The following is a 21,541-nucleotide window of genomic DNA, read 5'->3' on the forward strand; positions in this document are numbered from 1 at the left end:
TCTTCTAGAGGACTTTACGACCAGTACCCTGATTGTCAGCTATTTGGGGAATTTGAGACTAGCATAAAAGAGTACAGATGGTTATCCAATTATAAATCTATGGTCTAAAAATAGTAATGCTACAAGGTGCCTTGTTAAGAATAGGATTACCAAAATTGGAAATAACGCCGCAAGGATGCGGTTTATTTATAAGGAGTATTGTAATATGAACTCGATTAAAAAAGGAACAGATTGCCTTGAAAATAGTATTGTTAAACCTACAGTTGAAGAAATGAAAAAGCAAGAATTGGTTTGCGTTCTTGCTGATTTAATAAGAAAATATGCTGTCCATAAAATGACGGACACAAACTGAATACATTCTAGTTCAATCCCACGGCAGGTTATCATCTGATAGCCTGCCGGCGGTTTATAGAGGGTAATAGAGGACAATAAAATTAGAATTCAATTTGGAGGTCATTGTAATGAATAAAAATAGAGCTGCGTTGTATCTAAGAGTATCGACTGAGGAACAAAAGCGAGAAGGTTTCTCTTTAGCTGCACAAGAGGAAATATTAAAGGGATATTGTGAATCAAAGGAGTATCAAATTTACGACATCTACGATGATGGTGGATATTCTGGAAAGGATTTTAACAGACCACGAATGCAGCAGTTACTAAGGGATCTTAGAGAGGACAAGTTTGATATTGTACTGGCAGTCGCAGTTGATCGAATATCGCGTAACAACTTAGATGTATTAACTTTAGTTGAAAAAGAGCTCCACCCACGAGGCAAAAAACTACTTATCAGTACATGTGACATTGACAGTTCAACGGAAACGGGGAAAATGTTTATAAGTCTATTGGGTACATTTGCTGAGTATGAGCGTCGGCTCATTATATCCAGAGTCAAAAAAGGGATGGACAAGCGCGCACGTGAAGGGAAATGGAACGGCGGTATGATGTTAGGATATGATTCATTTAATGGTGAGCTTATAGTAAATAAAGAAGAAGCTGAAATTGTAAGGGAGATCTTCGAACTTCGAGCATTGGGAAAAGGATATAAGTATATAGCTAGAACCCTAAACGCTAAGGGCAAAAAGACAAAAGGAACAGCTTTAAAACCAAGTGGGAGTTTTAGTATTAATGCAGTAAAAACTATCTTAGAGAATGAGAAATATATAGGAAATATAACTTGGGGTAAGCAACGGGATTGGAATAATAAACGAAGAAGCGGAAAGACCGAACCTGCAAAAGTAGATGGTACTCATGATGCCATCATTGACAGGGACCTTTGGGGAAAGGTCCTACTTGTAAATAAAATCAATAGTGAGGCAACAGTTAGTAAAAGTAATTTTAAAGGTGAATTTATTTTATCCGGAATACTACGTTGTCCTTCGTGTGGAGCAGGAACTGTAATGAGCAAAAAAAAGAAAAGAGACGGTTCCGGATATCATTTGTACTATATGTGTCAGAACTATCATGCTAAAGGCAAAACTGTATGTGGTTCAAATTTAGTTATCAAAGAGCTTGTTGAGGAGCAAGTAATCAAATTTATTCGAACCATGTTGGACTCTGAAGAAATAATTGATGGGATTGTAGATCGACTCACGCTTGAAGAGATCTATAGTACGGCTCAATTGGAGAAGGATTTAAATGTCCAAAGGGTTGAATTGAAGAAGTTGTTGGACAGACAAAAAAAGCAGGATGATGATTATTACTCTGGAAAAATTAAAGCTGAACGTTACGACCGTTTAGCTGAAACTCTTGAAGGTCATATTAGTGAGGCGGAACAAGCCATTTCTTATATTGAACGCGAATTAGAAAAAATCAGAAGTACGGTGTTTATAAATAAAAAAATCATAATAGAAGCCCTGACAAACTTTGAGAATCTATTTGGTGAAGCGACAAATGAAGAGAAACGAGCACTACTTCGGGCATTGATAAGGGAGATTCATGTCGAAGCCGACCGTAAGAGCATTAAAAACATCATCTTCTGGTTCTCGGAAGATGATGGCTTTGCACAGGCTGCTTTACCAGTAAGTGAAGAGCGGGGAACCGTATCATAAGTGAGGCGAAATTTTTCGCATTAACCGCTTGCTGGGCGCGGAAAGTTGCCCCCGAGGGGCAGGATGGGAGATGGGCCACCTGAGGGCAAGATCGCTCGGCAGGTGGCCTCGTATGGGTTATTTCGACGTGTCAGGGGCGTGGCCTCCTCAAAAACTTTCGGAAACTGGCGGGGCCAGCAGAAAGTCTTTAATGGACTCTTCAAATTTGAAAATCTCCAAGATGTCGTAATTTTTCTGTGAAATGTTAACCCCGTATTCAGGCTTACTTGTTTGTCCGGGTTTGTCATAGTTTCGGTCTACGAAAACCTCGTTAGGTGCCTTCCAAGCTTCGGAAGGTATTAAAAAGAAATCAGGCATGGTGCCTTCTTTGAAGATTAGAAGTGCCATGTACAAGTTTGAATTGCTGATATTAAATTTGCTCTTTTGTGCAAAAACATATCCAGATCCTCTTAACGATTTGACCTGAATTTCCGAAAAGCGTCCCATTTTGTCCTTTACTATGAAGTCTATTCCTCGATCGTCAACCTCTGATGAAAATACCTCAAGTCCATAAGATGCAAACTCCATCTTGGCAAAGTATTCAGCGTATTTTCCGAGTTGTAATGAATTAAGTACAGCCCAGTTCATATTCGGCATCCAAGATCACCTTTCTTTAGGGGTATGGTCCTTTGTATTGAATGGTTATTCCTCCCGGACTGCTCCGGAGTCTTTTATCCAATAGATTCGAAATGGCATGGATTCTTTTAGCCATTTTATACGAGGGACTAAGTTCCCATAAGTCGTGAAACCGTCAGGCAGAGCAATGCCAAGCCGTACCTCTGGATTCTCTCCATGGTAAAGAATGAGGTCAAACAGTGCTCCAGAGAACCAGTGACGTGCTTGAACGTGATGGCTTTTTTCAGGGTATCCCTTCACGCTTATCCATAACTCATTATCGTCTATAGAAGCGATGATGTCTTTGCCAGTTGTGCGGGAAGCTGTATCCGCGACGCTGCGAATCGTGTGACCGTTTAATACTAGATAATTTACGACTTTGCTCTGGACGTTTCCTTCCCAGTACCAGGGTTGAGTTGTTGAATCCGTTGGACTTGGTATACTTACCTCAACCGATCTTAATTCGTTCCCATTGAGCAGTCGATTGGTGGTTTTTGTTTTGTGACAATGATCGCAAATGCCGCGATACCGATGGACCAAAGACGATTCGCTGGGACTCTGCGCATCCATCTTGAAGTTGAGTAAAAAACAAACTACCTCGAGCATCTCTCGATGGGATCTTCCGGCACTGCGTACAACGCAGGCGGCGAATCACGAGCAAGCGGCGCTCCCCGCCTTCGCCTGCAAGCTTCCGCTCGCGGCTGCCAATGATACTAAGCTCTTCCCCGCAGCAGGGGGAGGGAACCCTAGATGCCTTCGCTAACCTCAGATCCCGGATCCATCGACAACTTCTTTCATACTTAGACTCCCTTAGGCCACATATAGTGTTGTTGTTTAATTGATTCAAACCATATCTCGAATGTTATGCGGTTTGAAATACAAAATTGCTGGTCGTATGAATTTTTTTTGGATTACAGAGCAAGATAAAACCAAAGGATTTTGATTACTTTAAATGATGGAGAAGACTATGGTTGAAAAATACGACCCACAAATGAAAAGTTATCAATTGCCCACATGGCTTGATGAATTAAAACAGAAATTAAATCATATGGATGACGCCGAAGTCGTGGAGCTCAGAATGGGTACCCATGCTTCAGTCCATCTTTTATACATAAAAACGTTAATCGATCATGAGCGCTTAAACGAGGCGATTATTCAGCCGCTTCATCGATGTGCCGGCAATTCGCTTTCTTCATGCATAACCAATGCCAAAGTTTCGGAAGTGACATCGATCGAAGAAGCTCAACAAAAAATAATGCAAGGGTTTATTCTTCTAAACGATTCCGTCAACGATCAATGGTTAGGTGTTCAGTTGGAAACTACCTTGGGTCGGGCAGTTGAATCTTCTCAAACGGAAACGGTTATCTATGGAGCGAAAGACAGCTTCAGCGAACAAATCGATAAAAACATTACCATGTTGCGCAGGCGCTTGCCTATAACGACATTAAAGTCGGAAAGCTTCACTGTCGGTTCACTGAGTAAAACGAAAGTTGTGTTGCTGTACATAGACGGATTAACGAATCCGAAATTTATTTCCTATGCGAGAAAAAAGATTGAGAGTGTGAATTTCGATCAATTTTTAGACTCCTCGCAGCTCGCAGCTTTTATGGAAGATCATCATCATACGGTCTTTCCGCAGTTTCTACAAACGGATCGGCCGGATGCCTGCGCCTATGCTTTAGGTGAGGGAAAGCTGACGCTGTTAGTCTCCAATTCACCGTTTGCCTTACTGGCGCCCATTACTTTTTTTCATTTATTCCAATCGCCGGAAGACTACTTCCTTCGTTGGACGGTAGCCAGTTTTTTACGTTTAATCCGGTACGGAAGTTTTATTGTTTCTTTGGCGTTGATTCCTTTTTATGTTGCGTTAACGACGTTTCATTACCAAATGGTTCCGCTTCCGATTCTGTTCGTATTATTGGAATCGAGAAGTAAATTGCCCTTTACTCCGTTTGTGGAGGGTTTATCCATGATTGTAACGCTGGAAATCATCAAAGAAGCAAGTTTGCGAATGCCGACCAAAACGAGTCAAACGTTAGGAGTTATCGGGGGTATCGTCATTGGACAAGCGGCTGTAGAGGCAGGCTTTGCAAGTAAAATATTAATTGTTCTGATGGGTATATCCGCTATTGCTTTCTTTTTAGTTCCCAATTATCAAATGACAAAATCCATGGTGCTGATGCAAGTGTCCCTTCTTATCCTGGCATCGTTTCTTGGCTTGCCGGGAATCGTGATCGGGCTGATCGGGATACTTGCACATCTCCATGGATTAACGTCATTAGGACAACCCTATTTTGCGCCGGTTGCCCCTTTTTATGGGAAGGAATGGATAGATCTCTTTATCCGCGGCCCTTTAATATGGATGAGAACGCGTCCAGATTACCTAAAACCACTACGGAAATGGCGGCAGGAGATGAAGAAGTGAAGAGCTTATCCTTGTACAATCGAACTTCCACCCTTGGCGGCATCTACTTCCTTTTATTGGTGAACCGCACACAAATGCATTATTTTATTTTAATAATGCCAACTTTTCTGGTTCATTCGTATATGGTTTGGGGAATTATCGTCATGGGGCTGCTGTCTCAACTGAATTTGATGATGCTTTCTAAATGGTTTACTTCCCGTTATGCAGCGAAAGGATATCAAGGATTTGTACAGCTCTTCGGGAAACGGACGGTTCAAATTTTCGCGATACTTGGGTTTCTGATACTATTGCCAAAAATTTCTATCATCACACTGGGGTACGTTGAAATGCTCCATAGTTTTATTTATCCATCAATGAATAAGAATTGGCTGATCCTAATGATTCTTTTGATCAGCTTATTTGTGGCTTCACATGGAATGGAGAAAACATTGCGTTTTGTTGTCATCGCCTTTCTTGGCGGGGTTTGGATCGTAATCATGTTTATTCCTTTTTTCTTTCCGCCGATTGCAAATTACCGCGATTTGTATCCTCTCATACCCACCGAATGGTCAGAACAATCATGGCGCGGTTTGCTGTTTATTTGGTCGGCACTTTCCGGTCCGGTATATTTGGCCTTTATGGTTCCATGGTTAAGCTCCAATAAAAAAATAATGAAATATCTGGTCATTGGAAACATGCTGTCGATCATGGAATATTCATTTTTGTTCATTGCCTCGGTATTGTTTTACGGTTCTCACTACTTGAGCAAGATCAATTTTCCGTTAGTATATATGGGAAGCTATATTCAAACGGGTGGTTTAGAACGAATCGATTATATCCTTATTTCTTTCCATATGTTTACTTATGTGTTTGATATCTCGATTCTTTTGTTGTGTTTTTATGGAGCCGGAAGAATCTTTATGAGGAAAATGAACGAACAAACGACCCGGATCGGATTATTGTCCAGCTGGTTTGTTATTTTGATAAGCATCATCTTCATGAATCATTGGTTATGGCAAACCGTTCCGGGTCAAAAGATGTTACTAAACATTCAAATCTGGATTGGCGCATTCCTTTATCTACTTGTTCCTACGATCCTTTTCACTGCAGTGAAACGAAAGGAGAGTATGTAGCATGGTACCCTACAAGCACTATAGTTTATTGGCGATTGCTTGCCTTATGTGGATGGCCGGCTGTTCTTCTCCATATGTCGAGAACAATATGATCGAAGAGATCGCTCCGGTAGTTTTCTGGTCGGTTGACAAGGGGACGGAAGGAAAGTTTAAAATCAGCACATTAGTACCGCCGCTCATCCAAGAAAAGAAACGTCTTCTCACCAAGGAAGTCGATCTTTTAAAACAGGGAGGCAAGGAGTTTAATTTAATTTATAATCGGGAACTAAAGCAGGGGCAGCTGCGAATGGTATTAATTAATGAGGAACTGGCAAAAAAAGGGGACATTGAAAAACTGGTCAATACGATACTTGTTGATCCCGATATTTCAATGCGTGTCTATTTGTTGATTGTCAGAGGCAATTTCGATGAATACATAAATAATCAATTGACGAAGCAAGAGAACCAAGATTATTTTCTTTATCGGATGTTAAAGCATTACGAGGATCATAACCAAGGTGAAATGAGCATCGTCAATATTCATCAATTTATGAAGAAGTTATACTCCCCACTTGAGGATCCGATCCTGCCGGTTTTTCAATCGGATAAAAACAATTTCAATTACGTAGGGACAGCCTTCTTCCGAAAGGATAAAGAAGTAATGTTCATTCAAAATGTGGAAGACGAAATCTTCCAACTTCTGGGCAACGATCATTTCCTAAAAGTCTTGGCCATTCCAAAGTTATCTGTCAGTTTAGGGCGTGTTCGATCCGATGTTCGCATGAAACTATCCAGGGACTATTCATCCTTGTCTTTACACGTGGGATTGAACGGAAGAATTGAGGAATACCAAGGAGAAAAGGAGATTCAAAGTGAGGAACAATTGCAACATGTAATTCAAGAGATTGAGGGTTATCTGGAGGAACAGACATCAGATTTATTAAAAAGAATGCAACGGTTGAAAGTGGACCCCTTAGAAGTCGGGACACATTCGCTTAAGCCGTTTTCTAAAGAAATTACGGAAAAGCAATGGTTGAAATATTGGGGAAACATGAAGATTAATGTTGACTACGACATCAAAATACAACCTTTAAATAATGTTGAGCGGTTGATGTGATTCAAAACAAGCAAATCGTACCGAGCCGCTTGAAATAAGCGGTTTTTTGTTAGCAGTCAGATTGTTTTGTTGTATAACGATATAATTTTTCGCCGTTAGAGTGATACGGAGAACCGTATCACAAATGACGCAAATTGGAGTTACTTTTTATAACAGAATCTGTTTGCCTTGGAGGATTATAATGTATTATGTCGAATAGAGAGGAAATATAGAGACTAGTAGGTATTACCAGAGGGGCGTGTTTAATTTGATAGTTGGATTACTCTGCAGGCACTATAAAATATACCAAGGATTATACTTTGTCCCTATTTGTGATGACTACGAGACCCCCTTTTCATTATTTATTGGAAATAACGCAGTAGGTAAAAGTTCGGTACTTGAGAGCTTAAATACCTTCTTTAATAGCACCGATTGGAACAGAACTAAGGGAACAAAAGCTGATGAAACATATATAGCTCCAGTGTTTTTAATAAAAAAAAGTGATATACAAGGCAATATAGATAGTACTGTATATCACAAACTGGATTTAATTAGTCATTATTTTTGGACCGTAACAGAAGAAGCTAATTCCAATCTTAAGAACAATGAAGAGTTTAAAAAATTTTTTCAAATTAGGGATGAATTAAAACATAGATATGGTGCAGATGATTACTTATTTTTCTTGTTGGGGTTAGAATACCAAGGAAAAAGCGAAGTATACTTTAGTACATTTGATGACGATATTAGCAAAAAACTAAAGAGTCACAATTTATATTTTAAGGATATTGATATAATCAATGAAATAAGGAGATATTTTACATATATTTACATTCCGATAGAGTCAATTACTAGTGAGATTATTAAAATTGAGAATAAAGAGATGCAAGCATTAATGAGCACGGACATCCTAGAAGACATTGATAAAATTTTGGATGAGAGGAATATACCTAAAGGTAATCGCACCATAAGCTTAATTGACTACTTAAATTCAAGCCTTGATGAGTATATGAACAAAATCAATGAGACCATCAGTAGAATTGATGAAAGCTATGCATATAAAGTAGAACAGGGGTACAAGAAAAATTTAAGACCATCGGATGTAAGAAATAGAATATTAGAAGCTTACTTTTCGATAAGAACTTTGAAAAAGGATAAAAAAGAGATACATGAGCTAAGTTCGGGTGAACAAAGAATAGCTTTAATTGATATTGCCACAGCCTTTTTAAAAAATACATCAAGAAGTAGTAAAAGAAAAACTATATTAGCTATTGATGAACCAGAGAGCTCACTGCATATATCAAAAGCGTTTAAACAGTTCGAGAGATTACAGAGTCTTGTCCAAGAAAATGTTCAGTTAATCCTAACAAGCCATTGGTATGGTTCCTTACCGTTCACTACAACCGGGAATTTAAATTATATTGAGTTGAAATCAGATAGCAAAATTAACATTAGTACATATGACCTAAATAATTATTTCGAAAAAAGAGGATCATTACCTGAGGATGTACAAATGAAGAGTTACTTTGATCTGACGTCAGCAATTTTAAGTTCAATGAGATCAGAAAATACAAATTGGATAATTTGTGAGGGCAGTGATGATAAACTTTACTTAAGTCATTATTTATCGTCATCTATAGCAAATTTGAAGATACTTTGTGTTGGTGGATGTAGCAATGTTATAAAGTTATATAAATATTTGTATACTCCTTTTCAAGAAAAAGATGAAAAAAAAGCTGTTAATAGCAAAATACTATGTCTAATTGATACAGATGATGTTGTTTATGATCTTGAAATAAACAGTGAAGTGAAAGGTAAGTTGAGACTAGCTAGAATACAACCTGAACGAGACGGCCAATTGAAACTAATGTCAGTGAAGAAAAGTGGATTTTATTATTCTACTGAGATGGAGGATTGTTTAAATCCTAAAAAGTATTATGAATCAATAAAAGAGGTTATCAAGAAAAATAATGATACAAGTTTATTAGAGCTATTTAATAAATTTAGTTATAAAGAAGGTTCAACATATTCTAGAATTAAAAACGAGAGGGATTCTATTCTTGAACCCCTAGAACTAATTAAGTATGAAGATAAAAAACCACTATTCAATTTCTTAGACGATCACCATATTAAATTTCTAATTGCTCAAAATTATGCGGGCAGAGAAATTGAAGAACAACCTTTACTATTTACTTTGATTAGTCAATATTTTAATGAAACCAATTAATTTCTATAGAGCTTAATGAGGGCAACCATAAAAGAGGTTATCCTCGTTAGGCTCTTATTGCTAGAGATAACGTAAAAGTTGCGTAGTCAAGGTTATTAATTTTTTTTGAATTGCACCTTGATGTTTATGTTGGAATGTTACATGACCGTCCTATTTCGCCATTAACCCCCTCACGGGGAACTATATCATTAAAAGGATTGATTTTTGCAGAATTTTGGATATGAAAAAATAGGGGGAAAGAAGATGTCAGACTACTCATTTATACGCTTCAACTCAAGGGACTTTGAGCATATGATTCAATCATTAACGAAATCTATATTTGGAAATGGTTCTATTATTTTTGGTGATGGTCCTGACGGAGGTAGAGAAGCAACTTTTGATGGCGAATGTAGATTTCCTAGTGATACTAATAGATGGAGTGGTTACTGGATAATACAAGCCAAATTCAAAAATAAAACAGATAATGATAACGATTATCTTTGGGTAAAGTCACAATTTGAAAAAGAGATGAAAGGATTTGAAGAAAGATTAAAAAAAGGTTTTAAAGCACCTAATAATTATATTTTTTTTACTAATGTAAACCTCACTGGCGTTCTTGAGAGTGGATCCAGAGACAAGATGAACAAATTAATTGAAAAGTATAACTACTTAATTAAGAATATTTTGATTTTTGGTGAAAGTGATATCTGCAGATTTTTAGATAACAACAGGGATGTTGCAGTAACATATTCTAGTTTTATTCTTCCTGGAGATGTTCTAAGTTCACTACATCATTTGCTAAATAAAACTAAAACTGAAGAAAGCGCATTAATAAAAAGATACTTGGCTAAAGAATTTAAAGGAGACCTTGTGTCTAGATTAGAACATGCGGGAAATGTAACTGATAAAACAATTAATTTGGAAAAAGTATTTGTTGATTTATATGCGACTAAAGATGGATTAATTGAGAGTAATGAAAAGAAAAGAGGACAAAAATTCTTAAAGTCTATTATTAGAGCTGGCGATGAATCACAGAGAGATCATAATAATGATTTGCAAGATATAGAGAATAATCAAATGAACAATAAATTTGTAATTATTGGCGGACCGGGTTATGGGAAGTCCACAATAACACAGTTTCTTTGTCAAATATATCGCGCAAATATATTAAGAACAGATAATAATAAGAATGCGACTTCAGAGGTAGATAGCTTTATGAGTGATTGTCTCGAATTGGATATAGATTTACCGAAATGCAATAGATTTCCTATAAAAATTGTACTTAAAGATTACGCTGGATGGATGGCTAGTAAAACGATAGCAGAAAGTACTTCTGTAATCTCTTATATACAACATATTATCCAAAGGAAAGGAGATGGAAAAATAGATATAGAGAGTATAAGGGATTTACTTAGTAGCATGTCTTTTCTATTTATATTTGATGGATTAGACGAAGTACCTGTTACTTCAAATAGGAGAGAAGTAATTGAAGAGATAAATTTATTTATTGATTTTGAACTAGAACAGAAGAATTGTGACGCAATAATTATTGCTACTACACGTCCACAAGGTTACACAAAGGAATTCGATCAAAGTAGATATAATCATCTTCAATTGACTGATTTAACCAAAGAAGATTGTACAATTTACATGAATAGATTATTAACAATGATGGAGTCATCGACTGATAAATTTGATATGTATCTTACCATATTAAATAAAGCCCTTAATGATGAGGTTATTTCTAATTTAATGAAAACCCCATTACAAGTTACAATAATGGCTTTTTTGGTTAAAAGCGGAGGGGAGCCTCCTCGTGATAGATACAATCTATTTAATGAATATTATAGAACGATATTTAAAAGAGAGATGCAAAAAAGTGTTGTCAGAGTATTGATGGATTATCCTAAGGAAGTAGATGCAATTCATAATGAATTAGGATATACATTACAAGCAAACGCAGAGGGAAAAGTTGCACCCTCTTCAAGTATGACTATCGAAGATTTTCATCATATTGTTAGAATGCACCTTACTAAACTCGAACTAGAAGAAGTTATTATTGATACATATATAGATGAGATATCTTTTACAATTATTGAAAGAATGATATTTATTACTGAGGTAGAGGATGGAAAAGTAGGATTTAGTATACGATCATTACAAGAATTTTTTGCGGCACAATATCTCATGCACAATAGAAGAGAGAGACAGATTGTTGATTCATTGCGTGCTATGTCGGGAAGTACCTATTGGCGCAATACTTTTTTATTTTGTCTGGGATATTTATACCGACATAAAGATTTTTTAATTGATTATATTGATTCTTTATGTTCCGAACTCAACGGGTCGGGCGAAGACTTAGATAAGACTTCAGGGAAAAGTATTATGAAAATTGGCTCATGGTTATCCTTAGATATCCTAAATGAAGGTACTTTTAAGGGTGTTCCAAAATACGAAAATAAATTCATACGACATTTGGAACCACTATTTAACATTAGTGATATTGAACTACACTCCAATATTGGATATTTACCTCTTGATATTAAAAGGCGCTTATTAAAATTTATTGAAAAGTATATTGAATCCAAAGAATATACTACAATTCAAACTACACTTACAATTGCCGGACATTTATTAAAGCATAACTTTAGTGAAATAGAAGATTTAATAGATAGAAGCTTCTCAAAGAATGCTGATTATGAATTGTATAATAGATATAGAGAGATTGGTTTACAGAATAATAAATGGTATATTAAAAAATTTATTGAGATGATGAAAGTAAAGAACCTTAGACTGTTACCTTTACAGTTTCGGAATGTTGAATTTATGGAATGTTTACTTAAATATGATCCCAGTAACCTTACAAAAGGAATTGTACTCGAAAACTTAATACTCATAAACTTTCAAAGATATAGAAGGAATGAAGAGGCTATACGAAATTTAATTAATTTAATTGATGAGAATATATCATTAGTGGATGATGGAATTATAAATAAGACTTTGATTAAAATCAAATTAGCGAATAATATTCAGCTTGAATTAGTTGGCATTAATAGAAGCAGTGCGAATAGTTTGAGAATTTCAATGTTATGTAAAAAGTATAACCTGAGAACAATGAAAAGTTTATTTGATTATTTGAACTGTCCTAATAAGTTTTCACTAGGTGAGTTTATAGTGAATTTAGGTTCTGAAGATGCGGAATTCCTTGAAGCTATGAAAGGGATCTATAGCCAAATTAATTGGATGACAGGTATGATACTATTTGATCAAAGTGATCTAACAAAGAAACTATATAGCGACATTATTAATGGATCCTATGGGGATATAGATAAATGGGAATCTGTAGAACAATTAATTCAGAATCGTCACATCACGTTAAAGGAGCTATTAAGTATTTTTTCATTTAAATTTATATCCAGTAATTCAAATTTGATAACTACAACAATAGAATCAAAATTAAATGATCTAATTGAGTTTTACGAATACTATAAAGAAGTTAAGAAAATAATAAAGGAACTCGATAATAGTAACTTAAAAGAAGAACTCATCTTTAATACGTTTTTTGCACTTGAAGGTGACCTTGATAATGTAAAAGAGTATTTATTGAATAATAAAGACTTGTTTTATGATTTCATCTCGGCCCTTAATGAGACTAAAAAAGATGAGTTTAACTTTATTCTCCCTAGTCTTTGGTACTATCTTTTTGGATTTTTTACCGCAAATGAGCTTTATTTATTTATTACGTCTGGAGAAATATCTTTAAGTAATGTACAACCGTTTGATGTTCTATTTATTCCACTATCTAGCCATTCATTAATTGAGAATGTTTTTGAAAAGGTTGTTCAGCTTAATTTTATTCTGCCCCAAAATTACCATATTATAAGGATGCTTTATGCCTTATGTGGAAGTATGACAAGAGATAAATCTGTACTCAACTTAAAAAGAATTAATTATTCATACTTGCATAATAATAAGTTCGAAGATCAGATAGATGATACTTGTAGGGTACTACTATGCTTCACGGATATGAATATTGAAGAGAAGCTAGCAGAAGATCTATTAAAGGAGCTGTTTAAAACTGCTTATAATAATCCGAGAGTTCTATTGGAGTTATTAGGGGTAATTAATGGTTATTGGGCAGACGATAGTAAAAAAGAGGATTTGGTTGTAGCAGTTTATAATTGGATAGTTGAGTACTTAACTAGTAATGAGGTGGATATTATAAAAATTAAAAAGGATTATGAAAATACACTACTAAATTTGTGTCATGGATATCCTTCAAATATAAAGATGTTATATTAAAGTTTGCAGAAGTAGTCAATTATGAAACTGTTTACTACCCTACTCAGCAAGATAGTAACTTTCAATCACCACAATCAATTTTTTATATTGATTAGATATATAGGTCTCGACGACTGGCATGTCGAGACCTATATATTACCAAATTACATGAAGTGCCTATTTGGGCGCAAGTAAATTCGCGCTAAATGTGATACGCTGAGCCGTACCATAAGTGAGGCGAATAAAGGCACCTGAGTCGGTGCCTTCGCCATTTAATACAAGTATCCAATGTCATGATGCCTCTTGTGCCGCCTATTCCATGAACACCTTTTTTATTAACTGAAGAGCGGAAGCGGCGCGTGGCCAGCCGACATAGAAGGCCAAGTGAGTGATTCCCTCAACTAGTTCCTCCTCCTTCAATCCATTCTGTGCGGCTAATTGCAGGTGATAAGGAAGTTGCTCTGTCATACCTCCCGACACTAAAGCTGCAACCGTTATTAAACTGCGATCTCTTAGAGATAAGTCTTCCCGTCTCCACAAATCCCCGAATAACACATCTTCTGAGTATCGGACGAATGTCGGAGCGAATGCCCCGAACGATTCGCGGGCACTAGATTTGATTTCCCGATACATCCTGAAGCACCTCCTGTATTTATTGATGCAGCATTTGGGCGATCCCGTTGCCGAATGACCAATCTTCGAATTCGGTATCGATGAGCACGACGAACACGTCTTCTGTTCTCATCGGAACAGTTCTCGACAATTGCTCGGCTAACGTTCTATAGAAGCTTGTCTTCTGTTCAGTCTTTCTTCCCGACTTGAGAGTGATTTGAATAAGCAGCAATTCATTGCTACGCTCGACGCCCAAGTAATTGTTGCTGTAATAGAATTCCGCTGGATCATGCGCATGAAAGACCTGAAATAGATCATCCGCGGGCACATTGAAATGTTGAATGAGTGCGTGCATGATCGTCTGACTGACGCGTTCCAATTGGGAGGGCTCATATTGAGGCTTCATGTAGCTAACTCTTATGAACGGCATGTAGAATTCCTCCTTGCTTAAGATACGTTTATTGTATAGGAAGCATTTTCATTTATATAATGGAATAAAACAATAAACTTCATCTAATACATCGATTAAGGGGGCGGAGCAGATGGACTTAAAAGAACTAACCGCTTTTCAAACGATTCTTCAGGAAGGCACCTTCTCACGAGCAGCTGAGAAATTAAACTATGCACAGTCGACCATTACAAATCAAATCCAACGGTTGGAGAAGGAGATCGGAATCCAGCTGTTCAAGAGAGGATGGGATGTGGGGCTAACGAGTGCCGGTCAATTATTCGCTGCCGAGGTGGATAAGCTCATTCGGCACTGGAACGATGTATCCGAGATGGCCAGGGCATTAGAGCAAGATGAGGCAGGCAGCCTGCGTGTTGGGGCTATTGAACCATTGATCCAATCCATTCTTCCGGACTCCGTACGCGAATTTCATCAGAGTAAGCCGAGAATAGATTGTCAGATTCATTTGGGGAATACCGAAATGTTGTCGCAAGCTATACGTCAGAATGAGCTTGATTTTGCAATATGCGGAGAGCCACAGGATCCGACAGCTTTTTATTTCGAGCCACTATATAAAGAAAGTGTTGTTTTTATAGCAGACCAGAATCATTCGTTGATCAAAAGAGATCATGTTACCTTTAAAGATATTCTGGATTATTCCCTCATAGCAGGAGGACGAACTTGCCTATATCACTTGGAGTTAGCCAAGCACTTGTCGAGATATGAGGCGGCTCCTCTGTTACATACGGTTAATCAAATTTCTGCGATTCCGCACTTCGTCCAGAAGACTACAGCTGTTGGTGCCGTGTTAGACTCTACTCCCTTACCTCCGGAAACCAAAAGAATCAACATGAGCTGGGAGGGGGTCCTAATACCGATTGGCTTCCTACAGCTTCACGGGCGTGATTTCCCATCCCCCTCTTTTAAACGATTGTTCATGCAAATTCTAAAAGCGCAAATTGAAAATTAACCGTTACAGTGATACGCTGAACCTTATCATAAGTGACGGCGAGAACTCGGTGGTTGGATAACGTGACGTAGGTTAGACAAAATAAAATGTACAGGGAACGAATAACTTCCAGAGAGCAGGATAAAGTTCAAATGACAAGTATGAATAAACAACGTTACCGCTTTAGTGAGGCACCGATATGGAACATTCAGCGCAATTATTATGAAGCAGAAGGATTGAAGGCTTGGAACAACGACCAAGTTCCTCAATATATAACGTGCAATCCAATGATCGCAACGGCCTATGCAGAAATGATATTCGGGTTTCTTCAAGATCGGGCAAATAAGGAGGATCGCTCAGAGCCTGTCCAAATTGTGGAGCTTGGGGCAGGAGCAGGGCGTTTTGCTTTCCATGTGTTACACGAAATATGTCGATTGATAGACTATGCGGGTATAGCGTTACCTTCGTTTCGATATATCATGACGGATTTGGCGATGAACAATGTGTTGGCCTGGAAGGAGCATCCGGCTCTACAATCTTTTATAGACAAGGGAATACTCGATTTTGCGCGATTCGATGCCGTCCAAGATACGGATCTAAATTTGATTGTGTCAGGCGCCACTATTCGTGAAGGAGAATTAAAACAACCTTTACTCATTGTGGCGAACTACTTTTTTGATAGTATTCCGCAAGAGCTGCTTTATGTGGGTGAAGGTCAAATCTATGAAGCAGATGTCTTCATCGAATATCCTGAACGTAGGGAGTCACTTAAACCATCGGAATTACTTGATCAAATATCTTTGCATTATGAGCATCGGCGGGCGCCGGAGTACGAGCAAGAAAGTTATCCTTATCGTGATGTCATAGCCACCTATCAGGACCAATTGGAGGATTCGCATATTTTATTTCCAGTCGCCGGATTAACTTGTTTAGATCGTTTGAATCAATTGTCCCAAGCGGGATTTGTATTACTAACAGCAGACAAAGGCGACCACTTACATGAAAACTGGAAATTCGCGGAGCCGCCGGAGCTAATCCTCCATGGCAGCTTCTCATTAACGGCAAACTATCATGCGATTCAGCAAGTTTTGGAACAGAGGGGAGCTCTCGCGTTATTTCCTCCGCATCATTATAAAAATATCAATGTGGGTTGTCTGATCAACGTGGATACGCCGATGGACTACTTCCAAACCAGACTAGCATATCGTCGGTTTATTGAGCGCTTTGGTCCTGACGAGTTTTTCAGCTTGAAGGAATGGGTAGATCCCAATATAGATAGCATGGAATTGCAGCAAATATTAAGTTTTTGGCGTTTAGGAGGATATGACGCGGAATTTTTCATTCAGAGTACGAAGCAGATATCTAGTCTGTTACTGGATGCAAACGACGCGGAAAAGCAGGATATTTTCCGGGGTATACAGCTGATGTGGTCGTCGTTTTACGTCATGGAGCAGCGTTATGATATCGCGCTTGAGGCCGGATTGTTACTGTTCGAGATGGAAATGTACGAGGACTCCAAGCGGTTTTTAGAAATATCGATTCATGAAAACCAAGAGGAAATCGTATCTACCGTATACTATTGTCTAGCCATTTGTTGTTTTGAATTAGAATTAGAAGAAGATGCTTTGAATTACACGAGAGAATTATTAAAACTTGAGCCTGACCACGAAGAAGCATTGGCGCTGGTGCACAGATTTGAGTCTGTATAGTTCGCCATTGTAAGGTTACGGTGAACCTTATCACAAGTAGTGGGAAAGTAATACTACAACAAAAGAAATCGTTTGGAATGGAGGATTTCTGTATTGAGAAGTGAACAAGAAATGATGAGCATCCTTTTAGATTTTGCTATAAACGAGGATAGAATTCGATTGGTAACTTTGGAAGGGTCACGTACAAACAAAAATATTCCCCCGGATACATTCCAAGATTATGACATATCTTACTTTGTAACTGATATTGATTCATTCAAGGAGGATGATCAATGGCTGCGAGTTTTTGGGAATCGTATTATGATGCAAAAACCAGAGAATATGGAGCTTTTCCCGCCAGAATTAGGTAATTGGTTTTCATATTTAATGCTTTTCGAGGATGGAACGAAAGTAGACCTAACACTTATTCCAATAAACGAGGTGGAAGATTATTTTACCAATAGCGACGGTTTAGTTGAGGTGTTACTCGATAAGGATTCTTTGATCAAAAATGAAGTGATCGCAGATGATCGTCAATATTGGATTAAAAAGCCAACTGCAAAAGAATTTGATGATTGTTGTAATGAGTTCTGGATGGTTTCAACATACGTAGTAAAAGGATTAGCGAGAAAGGAAATACTTTTTGCGATTGATCATTTAAACGAGATTGCAAGACCAAATTTATTAAGAATGATGGCTTGGAAAATCGGATCAGAGCAAGGATACACCTTTAGTGTAGGGAAGAACTATAAATTTATTAATCGTTACCTCCCAATTGAAGACTGGGAAAAGCTCCTATCAACTTATTCTGAGAATGGATATCAGGAGATGTGGCAGTCCTTATTAATTTGTTATGAGTTATTTAGAACATACTCAAAAGCTGTATCAGAAAGTCTTGGATATCAGTATCCATATTACGATGAAGCCATTACTAAGTATACGGAAAGTATTTATACTTCATTGACGTGAAGAATCGTACCACAAATGAGAGGCAATCTTTCGAGAAAGAGATTTCAAGAACGTAAAGAAAGGCCATCTGACTAAAAGATGGCCCCAATGAAAACCCTGAATCCCTATTTTTTTACCACAGGCACCCAAAATTGGCCGTAGAAGGTACCGTCACCGTTATCTTGGCGATAAGTGGCATTTGGACCGCCAATGTAAGCATAATCTGTGATTCGCGGCAAGATTTCACCAAATGCAAGGTAAGTCAGCTGATCAAACAAAGCTTCCTTCTCCCCGTTGCCTGCGACCACGATGTACTCGCTCTCTGGAAACTCGATGATGCGCGTGGCGTCACCCACTGATTTCCTGGCCTCTACCGCGAAATAATTCCACGGTTTGCCTTGATATACCTCGTTGACCGACCATTCAAGATCATCTTTTGCGGCGTCTTTGAGCTTGTCGTATCGTCCATCAGCCTTGAGGCTGCCCCAAAACTCGGCTTTTTCTTTCTGCAAAGCCGACATGTCCTGGAAGTTCGACCGGATGGAGAAGCCATAAGCGGTCAAGGTGAATGATTTCTTGTGTTCAATCGCGTAATCTGTCATGTGAACGCTCCTTCATTAAAGATTAGCCATCGACTTTTTTGGCACGAAGCCAAATCTCGCCATAAAACTCGCCATTATCAGCGGCTTTGACGAAGGTGGAGTTACCCGGGCCTACGTACTTGTAGTCTGTGATTTGTTCCAACAGACCGCCAAATACTTTGCCTGTGATTTCGTCAGCGAGACGGTCTTGGTCAGCGCCTGTGCCAGGCACGACAATATAGTCGCCAGCAAGGAAATTGAGGACGATCGTGCCTTCCAGATCGAACTCGCCCTTCACGCCGAATCCCCGCCAAGCCTTGCCGCCGAGGACGTAGTTTAGTTGATATTCTTGCCCGTCGGCAAGAGCGAGTAGTTCGGCGAGCTTGCCGTTTTCCGTGATTTCGGCTTTTTTCGCTGCCGTTTTTGCCGCATTACCTGCCCAATCGTTGTAGTCTTCAAGAGTAACACCAAAAGCAGTCATTTTGTAGTTCTCCGAGATGGTTTGGATGGAGTAGTTCGTCATTTTATTCGCTCCTCTGCGTTTTTATTTTACAAGACTGATTGTATTGGTCAAATGTATCGAAAAATGATACTATTTAAGGACCTTGAAAAAAACGGAACGAATCAACCTCATTATGCGCTATATCAATAACCGCGCGCATTTTACGATTGCCGAGATTCAGCGGGAGTTCAAGATTTCCCGCGCGACGGCGATTCGCGATATTAACGAGATTCAGGCAATGGGTTTTCCGCTGACTACTGAGCTTGGGCGCGGCGGAGGCTACTATGTCTTGCAAAACCAGTATCTGCCCGCGGTCCGCTTCACGCCGGAAGAGCTGAAGGCGATCTTTATCAGCTTTATCGCCTCGAAGAACTCGCAGCTGCCTTATCTGCATAATCGGCGTTCGATCACGGAGAAGCTTATTGGCATCGCGTCGCAAACCCAGCAAGACGAACTGATCGAGCTGAATCATATCGTGCTTTTTGAAAATACGAATCCTGCCAACCCGAATCTTCTGGAGCTCGATGACGCAGCGCCTCCAGAGCTGAACCAGCTGATTTCGCTTGCCGTGCGGGATAAGCACTTGCGCTTGACTTATGAGCTCAGTCCTGGCTGGCCGCAGTTAATGGACGTTTTTTTGCTGCATATTTTCAACTCGAACGCGCAGTGGCTTGCCGAGGTTTATGATTTCGATACGGATGAGTTTCGATATTTGCCTGTCGGGATGCTGCGGGATTCGGCCATTTCCGAGCAGAAGATGAGATGGTCCGAGCAAGAGATTATGGATAAAAAACGGCTTCGTGCCCGGGAGTCCAATCTTGTTGTGAAGCTGGATGCGATCGGGATTCTGCGCTTTAAGCGTATGCACCCGCCGGGCATTATCCTATCCTTTACCGGGATGTTCCAGTCGAGCGGGAATTTTCATGTTCAATTGGATGTGTCCGATGTTGAGGAGCTGGCGTATTATGCGGATTGGCTATTGTTTTTGGGGGAAGGGGTCGAGTTTGAGCGGATTCCCGATGAACTGCGGTTGATTCTGGAGGAACGTTTAGTGAAATTGAGATTCCCTTGAGTTCTTTCGATTCGGCATTTATCCGCACCATTTAGCACCGGCCTATTATGCGGATTGGCTTTTGTTTTTGGGGAAAGGGTCGAGTATAAGGCGGATTCCTGACATGACATCGTGGACATAATGAAAGGGAATTGGACGCATCCAATTCCCTTAGGTGTAGTCCGAAAGTGAGATGGAGTTGCTAGCCTAAATGAATCCGCCATTAACGCGGATGGTTTGACCGGTAACCCACTGCGATTCTTCGCTCGCAAGGAAGAGGATCACGCCTGCAATGTCTTCGGTCTCCCCGAGACGGCCGAATGCGTTCATGTTGGCTAGTCCCTGGATTTGTTCGGGTGTTTTGCCAACCGTGAAAAGCTCGGTATTTATAGGGCCAGGTGCTACGGCATTAATCGTGATGTTTCTCTTTCCAAGCTCTTTGGCCAGTTGACGCGTGAATTGTTCGACGGCTCCTTTGGAGCCAGCGTACAGACTGTAAGCCGGGAACATCTGACCGGTCACCGAAGTGGAGAAGTTGATGATGCGGCCATTGGGATTTAGATGCTTGGCAGCAAGCTGGCAAGAAAAGTAGGTTCCTTTGACATTTACAGCAAACAACTGGTCGTAATCCTCTTCCGTAACATCGCCAACGGGTTTCGTAATGATGATCCCCGCGTTATTCACTACGATATCAAGCTTTCCGAACGTTTCAAGTGTTCCTTGATAGAGTCTCTTGAGCTCGCTCGGGCGGCTGATATCGCCCTGAATCGCCGTCGCTTCCCCGCCATTCCTTTGAATATTCTGAACAACCTCTGCCGCCTGGTCTGCACGATTCGCAAAGTTGATAACCACCTTGGCGCCATGGTTCGCCAAGTGCTCGGCAATTGTTCTGCCGATTCCTCTAGACGCTCCGGTGACCAAGGCAACTTTGCCGGCAAGCTTCTTATCCATTTCAGCAGTCTCTCCT

Annotated in this window: 18 protein-coding genes; 11 read left to right on the plus strand and 7 right to left on the minus strand. The window is 39.2% G+C overall.

Annotation, left to right across the window (positions count from 1 at the left end; all coding sequences use genetic code 11):
• Window positions 1-205: 205 nt before the first annotated feature.
• Complete coding sequence (locus tag NQZ67_RS16070) at window positions 206-352, plus strand: hypothetical protein (protein WP_257447789.1); 147 nt, start codon at window positions 206-208, stop codon at window positions 350-352.
• 109 nt (window positions 353-461) lie between these two features.
• Window positions 462-2,045: a recombinase family protein gene (locus NQZ67_RS16075; protein WP_257447791.1), complete on the plus strand. Its 1,584-nt coding sequence runs from the start codon at window positions 462-464 to the stop codon at window positions 2,043-2,045.
• Window positions 2,046-2,192: 147 nt separating this feature from the next.
• Here the strand turns inward: NQZ67_RS16075 and NQZ67_RS16080 are convergent, their stop codons facing one another.
• A complete protein-coding gene (locus NQZ67_RS16080) occupies window positions 2,193-2,681 on the minus strand; it encodes a DUF4365 domain-containing protein (protein ID WP_257447793.1) in 489 nt (162 codons plus the stop codon).
• 466 nt (window positions 2,682-3,147) lie between these two features.
• Complete coding sequence (locus tag NQZ67_RS30660) at window positions 3,148-3,546, minus strand: DUF6431 domain-containing protein (protein WP_371825314.1); 399 nt, start codon at window positions 3,544-3,546, stop codon at window positions 3,148-3,150.
• A 120-nt stretch (window positions 3,547-3,666) separates the two neighbouring features.
• On the opposite strand from NQZ67_RS30660, the gene NQZ67_RS16085 reads away from it, so the two are divergent.
• From NQZ67_RS16085 to NQZ67_RS16105, 5 genes are all read left to right on the plus strand, one after another.
• The gene (locus tag NQZ67_RS16085) at window positions 3,667-5,124 is read left to right on the plus strand and encodes a spore germination protein (protein ID WP_257447796.1); all 1,458 of its coding nucleotides are present in this window, start codon (window positions 3,667-3,669) and stop codon (window positions 5,122-5,124) included.
• Window positions 5,121-6,236 (plus strand): GerAB/ArcD/ProY family transporter, encoded by a 1,116-nt coding sequence (locus NQZ67_RS16090; protein ID WP_257447799.1) that lies wholly within the window; start codon window positions 5,121-5,123, stop codon window positions 6,234-6,236. Before NQZ67_RS16085 ends, NQZ67_RS16090 begins: the two co-directional genes overlap by 4 nt.
• 1 nt (window position 6,237) lies before the next feature.
• Window positions 6,238-7,332, plus strand: a complete 1,095-nt coding sequence (locus tag NQZ67_RS16095) for a Ger(x)C family spore germination protein (protein WP_257447800.1) — start codon at window positions 6,238-6,240, stop codon at window positions 7,330-7,332.
• 247 nt (window positions 7,333-7,579) lie between these two features.
• Entirely contained in the window at window positions 7,580-9,535 is a 1,956-nt protein-coding gene (locus NQZ67_RS16100) for an AAA family ATPase (protein ID WP_257447801.1), read from the plus strand.
• Window positions 9,536-9,778: 243 nt separating this feature from the next.
• Entirely contained in the window at window positions 9,779-13,816 is a 4,038-nt protein-coding gene (locus NQZ67_RS16105; RefSeq protein ID WP_257447802.1) for an NACHT domain-containing protein, read from the plus strand.
• A gap of 291 nt (window positions 13,817-14,107) precedes the next feature.
• Here NQZ67_RS16105 and NQZ67_RS16110 read toward each other — a convergent pair whose 3' ends face one another.
• Both NQZ67_RS16110 and NQZ67_RS16115 read right to left on the minus strand, forming a co-directional pair.
• Window positions 14,108-14,428: a carboxymuconolactone decarboxylase family protein gene (locus NQZ67_RS16110; RefSeq protein WP_257447803.1), complete on the minus strand. Its 321-nt coding sequence runs from the start codon at window positions 14,426-14,428 to the stop codon at window positions 14,108-14,110.
• Window positions 14,429-14,447: 19 nt separating this feature from the next.
• A complete protein-coding gene (locus tag NQZ67_RS16115; protein WP_257447804.1) occupies window positions 14,448-14,837 on the minus strand; it encodes a tautomerase family protein in 390 nt (129 codons plus the stop codon).
• A 112-nt stretch (window positions 14,838-14,949) separates the two neighbouring features.
• On the opposite strand from NQZ67_RS16115, the gene NQZ67_RS16120 reads away from it, so the two are divergent.
• From NQZ67_RS16120 to ant(6), 3 genes are all read left to right on the plus strand, one after another.
• A complete protein-coding gene (locus NQZ67_RS16120) occupies window positions 14,950-15,825 on the plus strand; it encodes a LysR family transcriptional regulator (protein ID WP_257447805.1) in 876 nt (291 codons plus the stop codon).
• Window positions 15,826-15,956: 131 nt separating this feature from the next.
• Window positions 15,957-17,513 carry a tetratricopeptide repeat protein gene (locus NQZ67_RS16125; RefSeq protein WP_257447806.1) on the plus strand — a complete coding sequence of 519 codons (1,557 nt, stop codon included), beginning with the start codon at window positions 15,957-15,959 and terminating at the stop codon, window positions 17,511-17,513.
• Between the two features lie 93 nt (window positions 17,514-17,606).
• On the plus strand, window positions 17,607-18,461 hold the full coding sequence (gene ant(6) / locus NQZ67_RS16130) for an aminoglycoside 6-adenylyltransferase (RefSeq protein WP_257447807.1): 855 nt from the start codon (window positions 17,607-17,609) through the stop codon (window positions 18,459-18,461).
• A gap of 104 nt (window positions 18,462-18,565) precedes the next feature.
• On the opposite strand, the gene NQZ67_RS16135 is transcribed toward ant(6), so the two are convergent.
• Both NQZ67_RS16135 and NQZ67_RS16140 read right to left on the minus strand, forming a co-directional pair.
• Window positions 18,566-19,042 carry a GyrI-like domain-containing protein gene (locus NQZ67_RS16135; RefSeq protein WP_257447808.1) on the minus strand — a complete coding sequence of 159 codons (477 nt, stop codon included), beginning with the start codon at window positions 19,040-19,042 and terminating at the stop codon, window positions 18,566-18,568.
• Between the two features lie 22 nt (window positions 19,043-19,064).
• Complete coding sequence (locus NQZ67_RS16140; protein WP_257447809.1) at window positions 19,065-19,544, minus strand: GyrI-like domain-containing protein; 480 nt, start codon at window positions 19,542-19,544, stop codon at window positions 19,065-19,067.
• An 82-nt stretch (window positions 19,545-19,626) separates the two neighbouring features.
• Between NQZ67_RS16140 and NQZ67_RS16145 the strand changes: the two genes are divergently transcribed.
• Window positions 19,627-20,595 carry a helix-turn-helix transcriptional regulator gene (locus NQZ67_RS16145; RefSeq protein WP_257447811.1) on the plus strand — a complete coding sequence of 323 codons (969 nt, stop codon included), beginning with the start codon at window positions 19,627-19,629 and terminating at the stop codon, window positions 20,593-20,595.
• Window positions 20,596-20,781: 186 nt separating this feature from the next.
• Here NQZ67_RS16145 and NQZ67_RS16150 read toward each other — a convergent pair whose 3' ends face one another.
• The gene (locus NQZ67_RS16150) at window positions 20,782-21,525 is read right to left on the minus strand and encodes an SDR family oxidoreductase (RefSeq protein ID WP_257447813.1); all 744 of its coding nucleotides are present in this window, start codon (window positions 21,523-21,525) and stop codon (window positions 20,782-20,784) included.
• Window positions 21,526-21,541: the final 16 nt, after the last annotated feature.

The sequence above is a fragment of the Paenibacillus soyae genome (genome assembly GCF_024623455.1).
Classification (GTDB): Bacteria; Bacillota; Bacilli; order Paenibacillales; family Paenibacillaceae; genus Pristimantibacillus; species Pristimantibacillus soyae.

Excerpts from the sequence above, each read along its gene's own strand:
- NQZ67_RS16070 (WP_257447789.1), top strand. The coding sequence starts at position 206 with ATGAACTCGATTAAAAAAGGAACAGATTGCCTTGAAAATAGTATTGTT.
- NQZ67_RS16075 (WP_257447791.1), top strand. The coding sequence starts at position 462 with ATGAATAAAAATAGAGCTGCGTTGTATCTAAGAGTATCGACTGAGGAA.
- NQZ67_RS16080 (WP_257447793.1), bottom strand. The coding sequence starts at position 2,681 with ATGCCGAATATGAACTGGGCTGTACTTAATTCATTACAACTCGGAAAA.
- NQZ67_RS16085 (WP_257447796.1), top strand. The coding sequence starts at position 3,667 with ATGGTTGAAAAATACGACCCACAAATGAAAAGTTATCAATTGCCCACA.
- NQZ67_RS16095 (WP_257447800.1), top strand. The coding sequence starts at position 6,238 with ATGGTACCCTACAAGCACTATAGTTTATTGGCGATTGCTTGCCTTATG.
- NQZ67_RS16105 (WP_257447802.1), top strand. The coding sequence starts at position 9,779 with ATGTCAGACTACTCATTTATACGCTTCAACTCAAGGGACTTTGAGCAT.
- NQZ67_RS16110 (WP_257447803.1), bottom strand. The coding sequence starts at position 14,428 with ATGTATCGGGAAATCAAATCTAGTGCCCGCGAATCGTTCGGGGCATTC.
- NQZ67_RS16115 (WP_257447804.1), bottom strand. The coding sequence starts at position 14,837 with ATGCCGTTCATAAGAGTTAGCTACATGAAGCCTCAATATGAGCCCTCC.
- NQZ67_RS16120 (WP_257447805.1), top strand. The coding sequence starts at position 14,950 with ATGGACTTAAAAGAACTAACCGCTTTTCAAACGATTCTTCAGGAAGGC.
- NQZ67_RS16125 (WP_257447806.1), top strand. The coding sequence starts at position 15,957 with ATGACAAGTATGAATAAACAACGTTACCGCTTTAGTGAGGCACCGATA.
- NQZ67_RS16135 (WP_257447808.1), bottom strand. The coding sequence starts at position 19,042 with ATGACAGATTACGCGATTGAACACAAGAAATCATTCACCTTGACCGCT.
- NQZ67_RS16140 (WP_257447809.1), bottom strand. The coding sequence starts at position 19,544 with ATGACGAACTACTCCATCCAAACCATCTCGGAGAACTACAAAATGACT.
- NQZ67_RS16150 (WP_257447813.1), bottom strand. The coding sequence starts at position 21,525 with ATGGATAAGAAGCTTGCCGGCAAAGTTGCCTTGGTCACCGGAGCGTCT.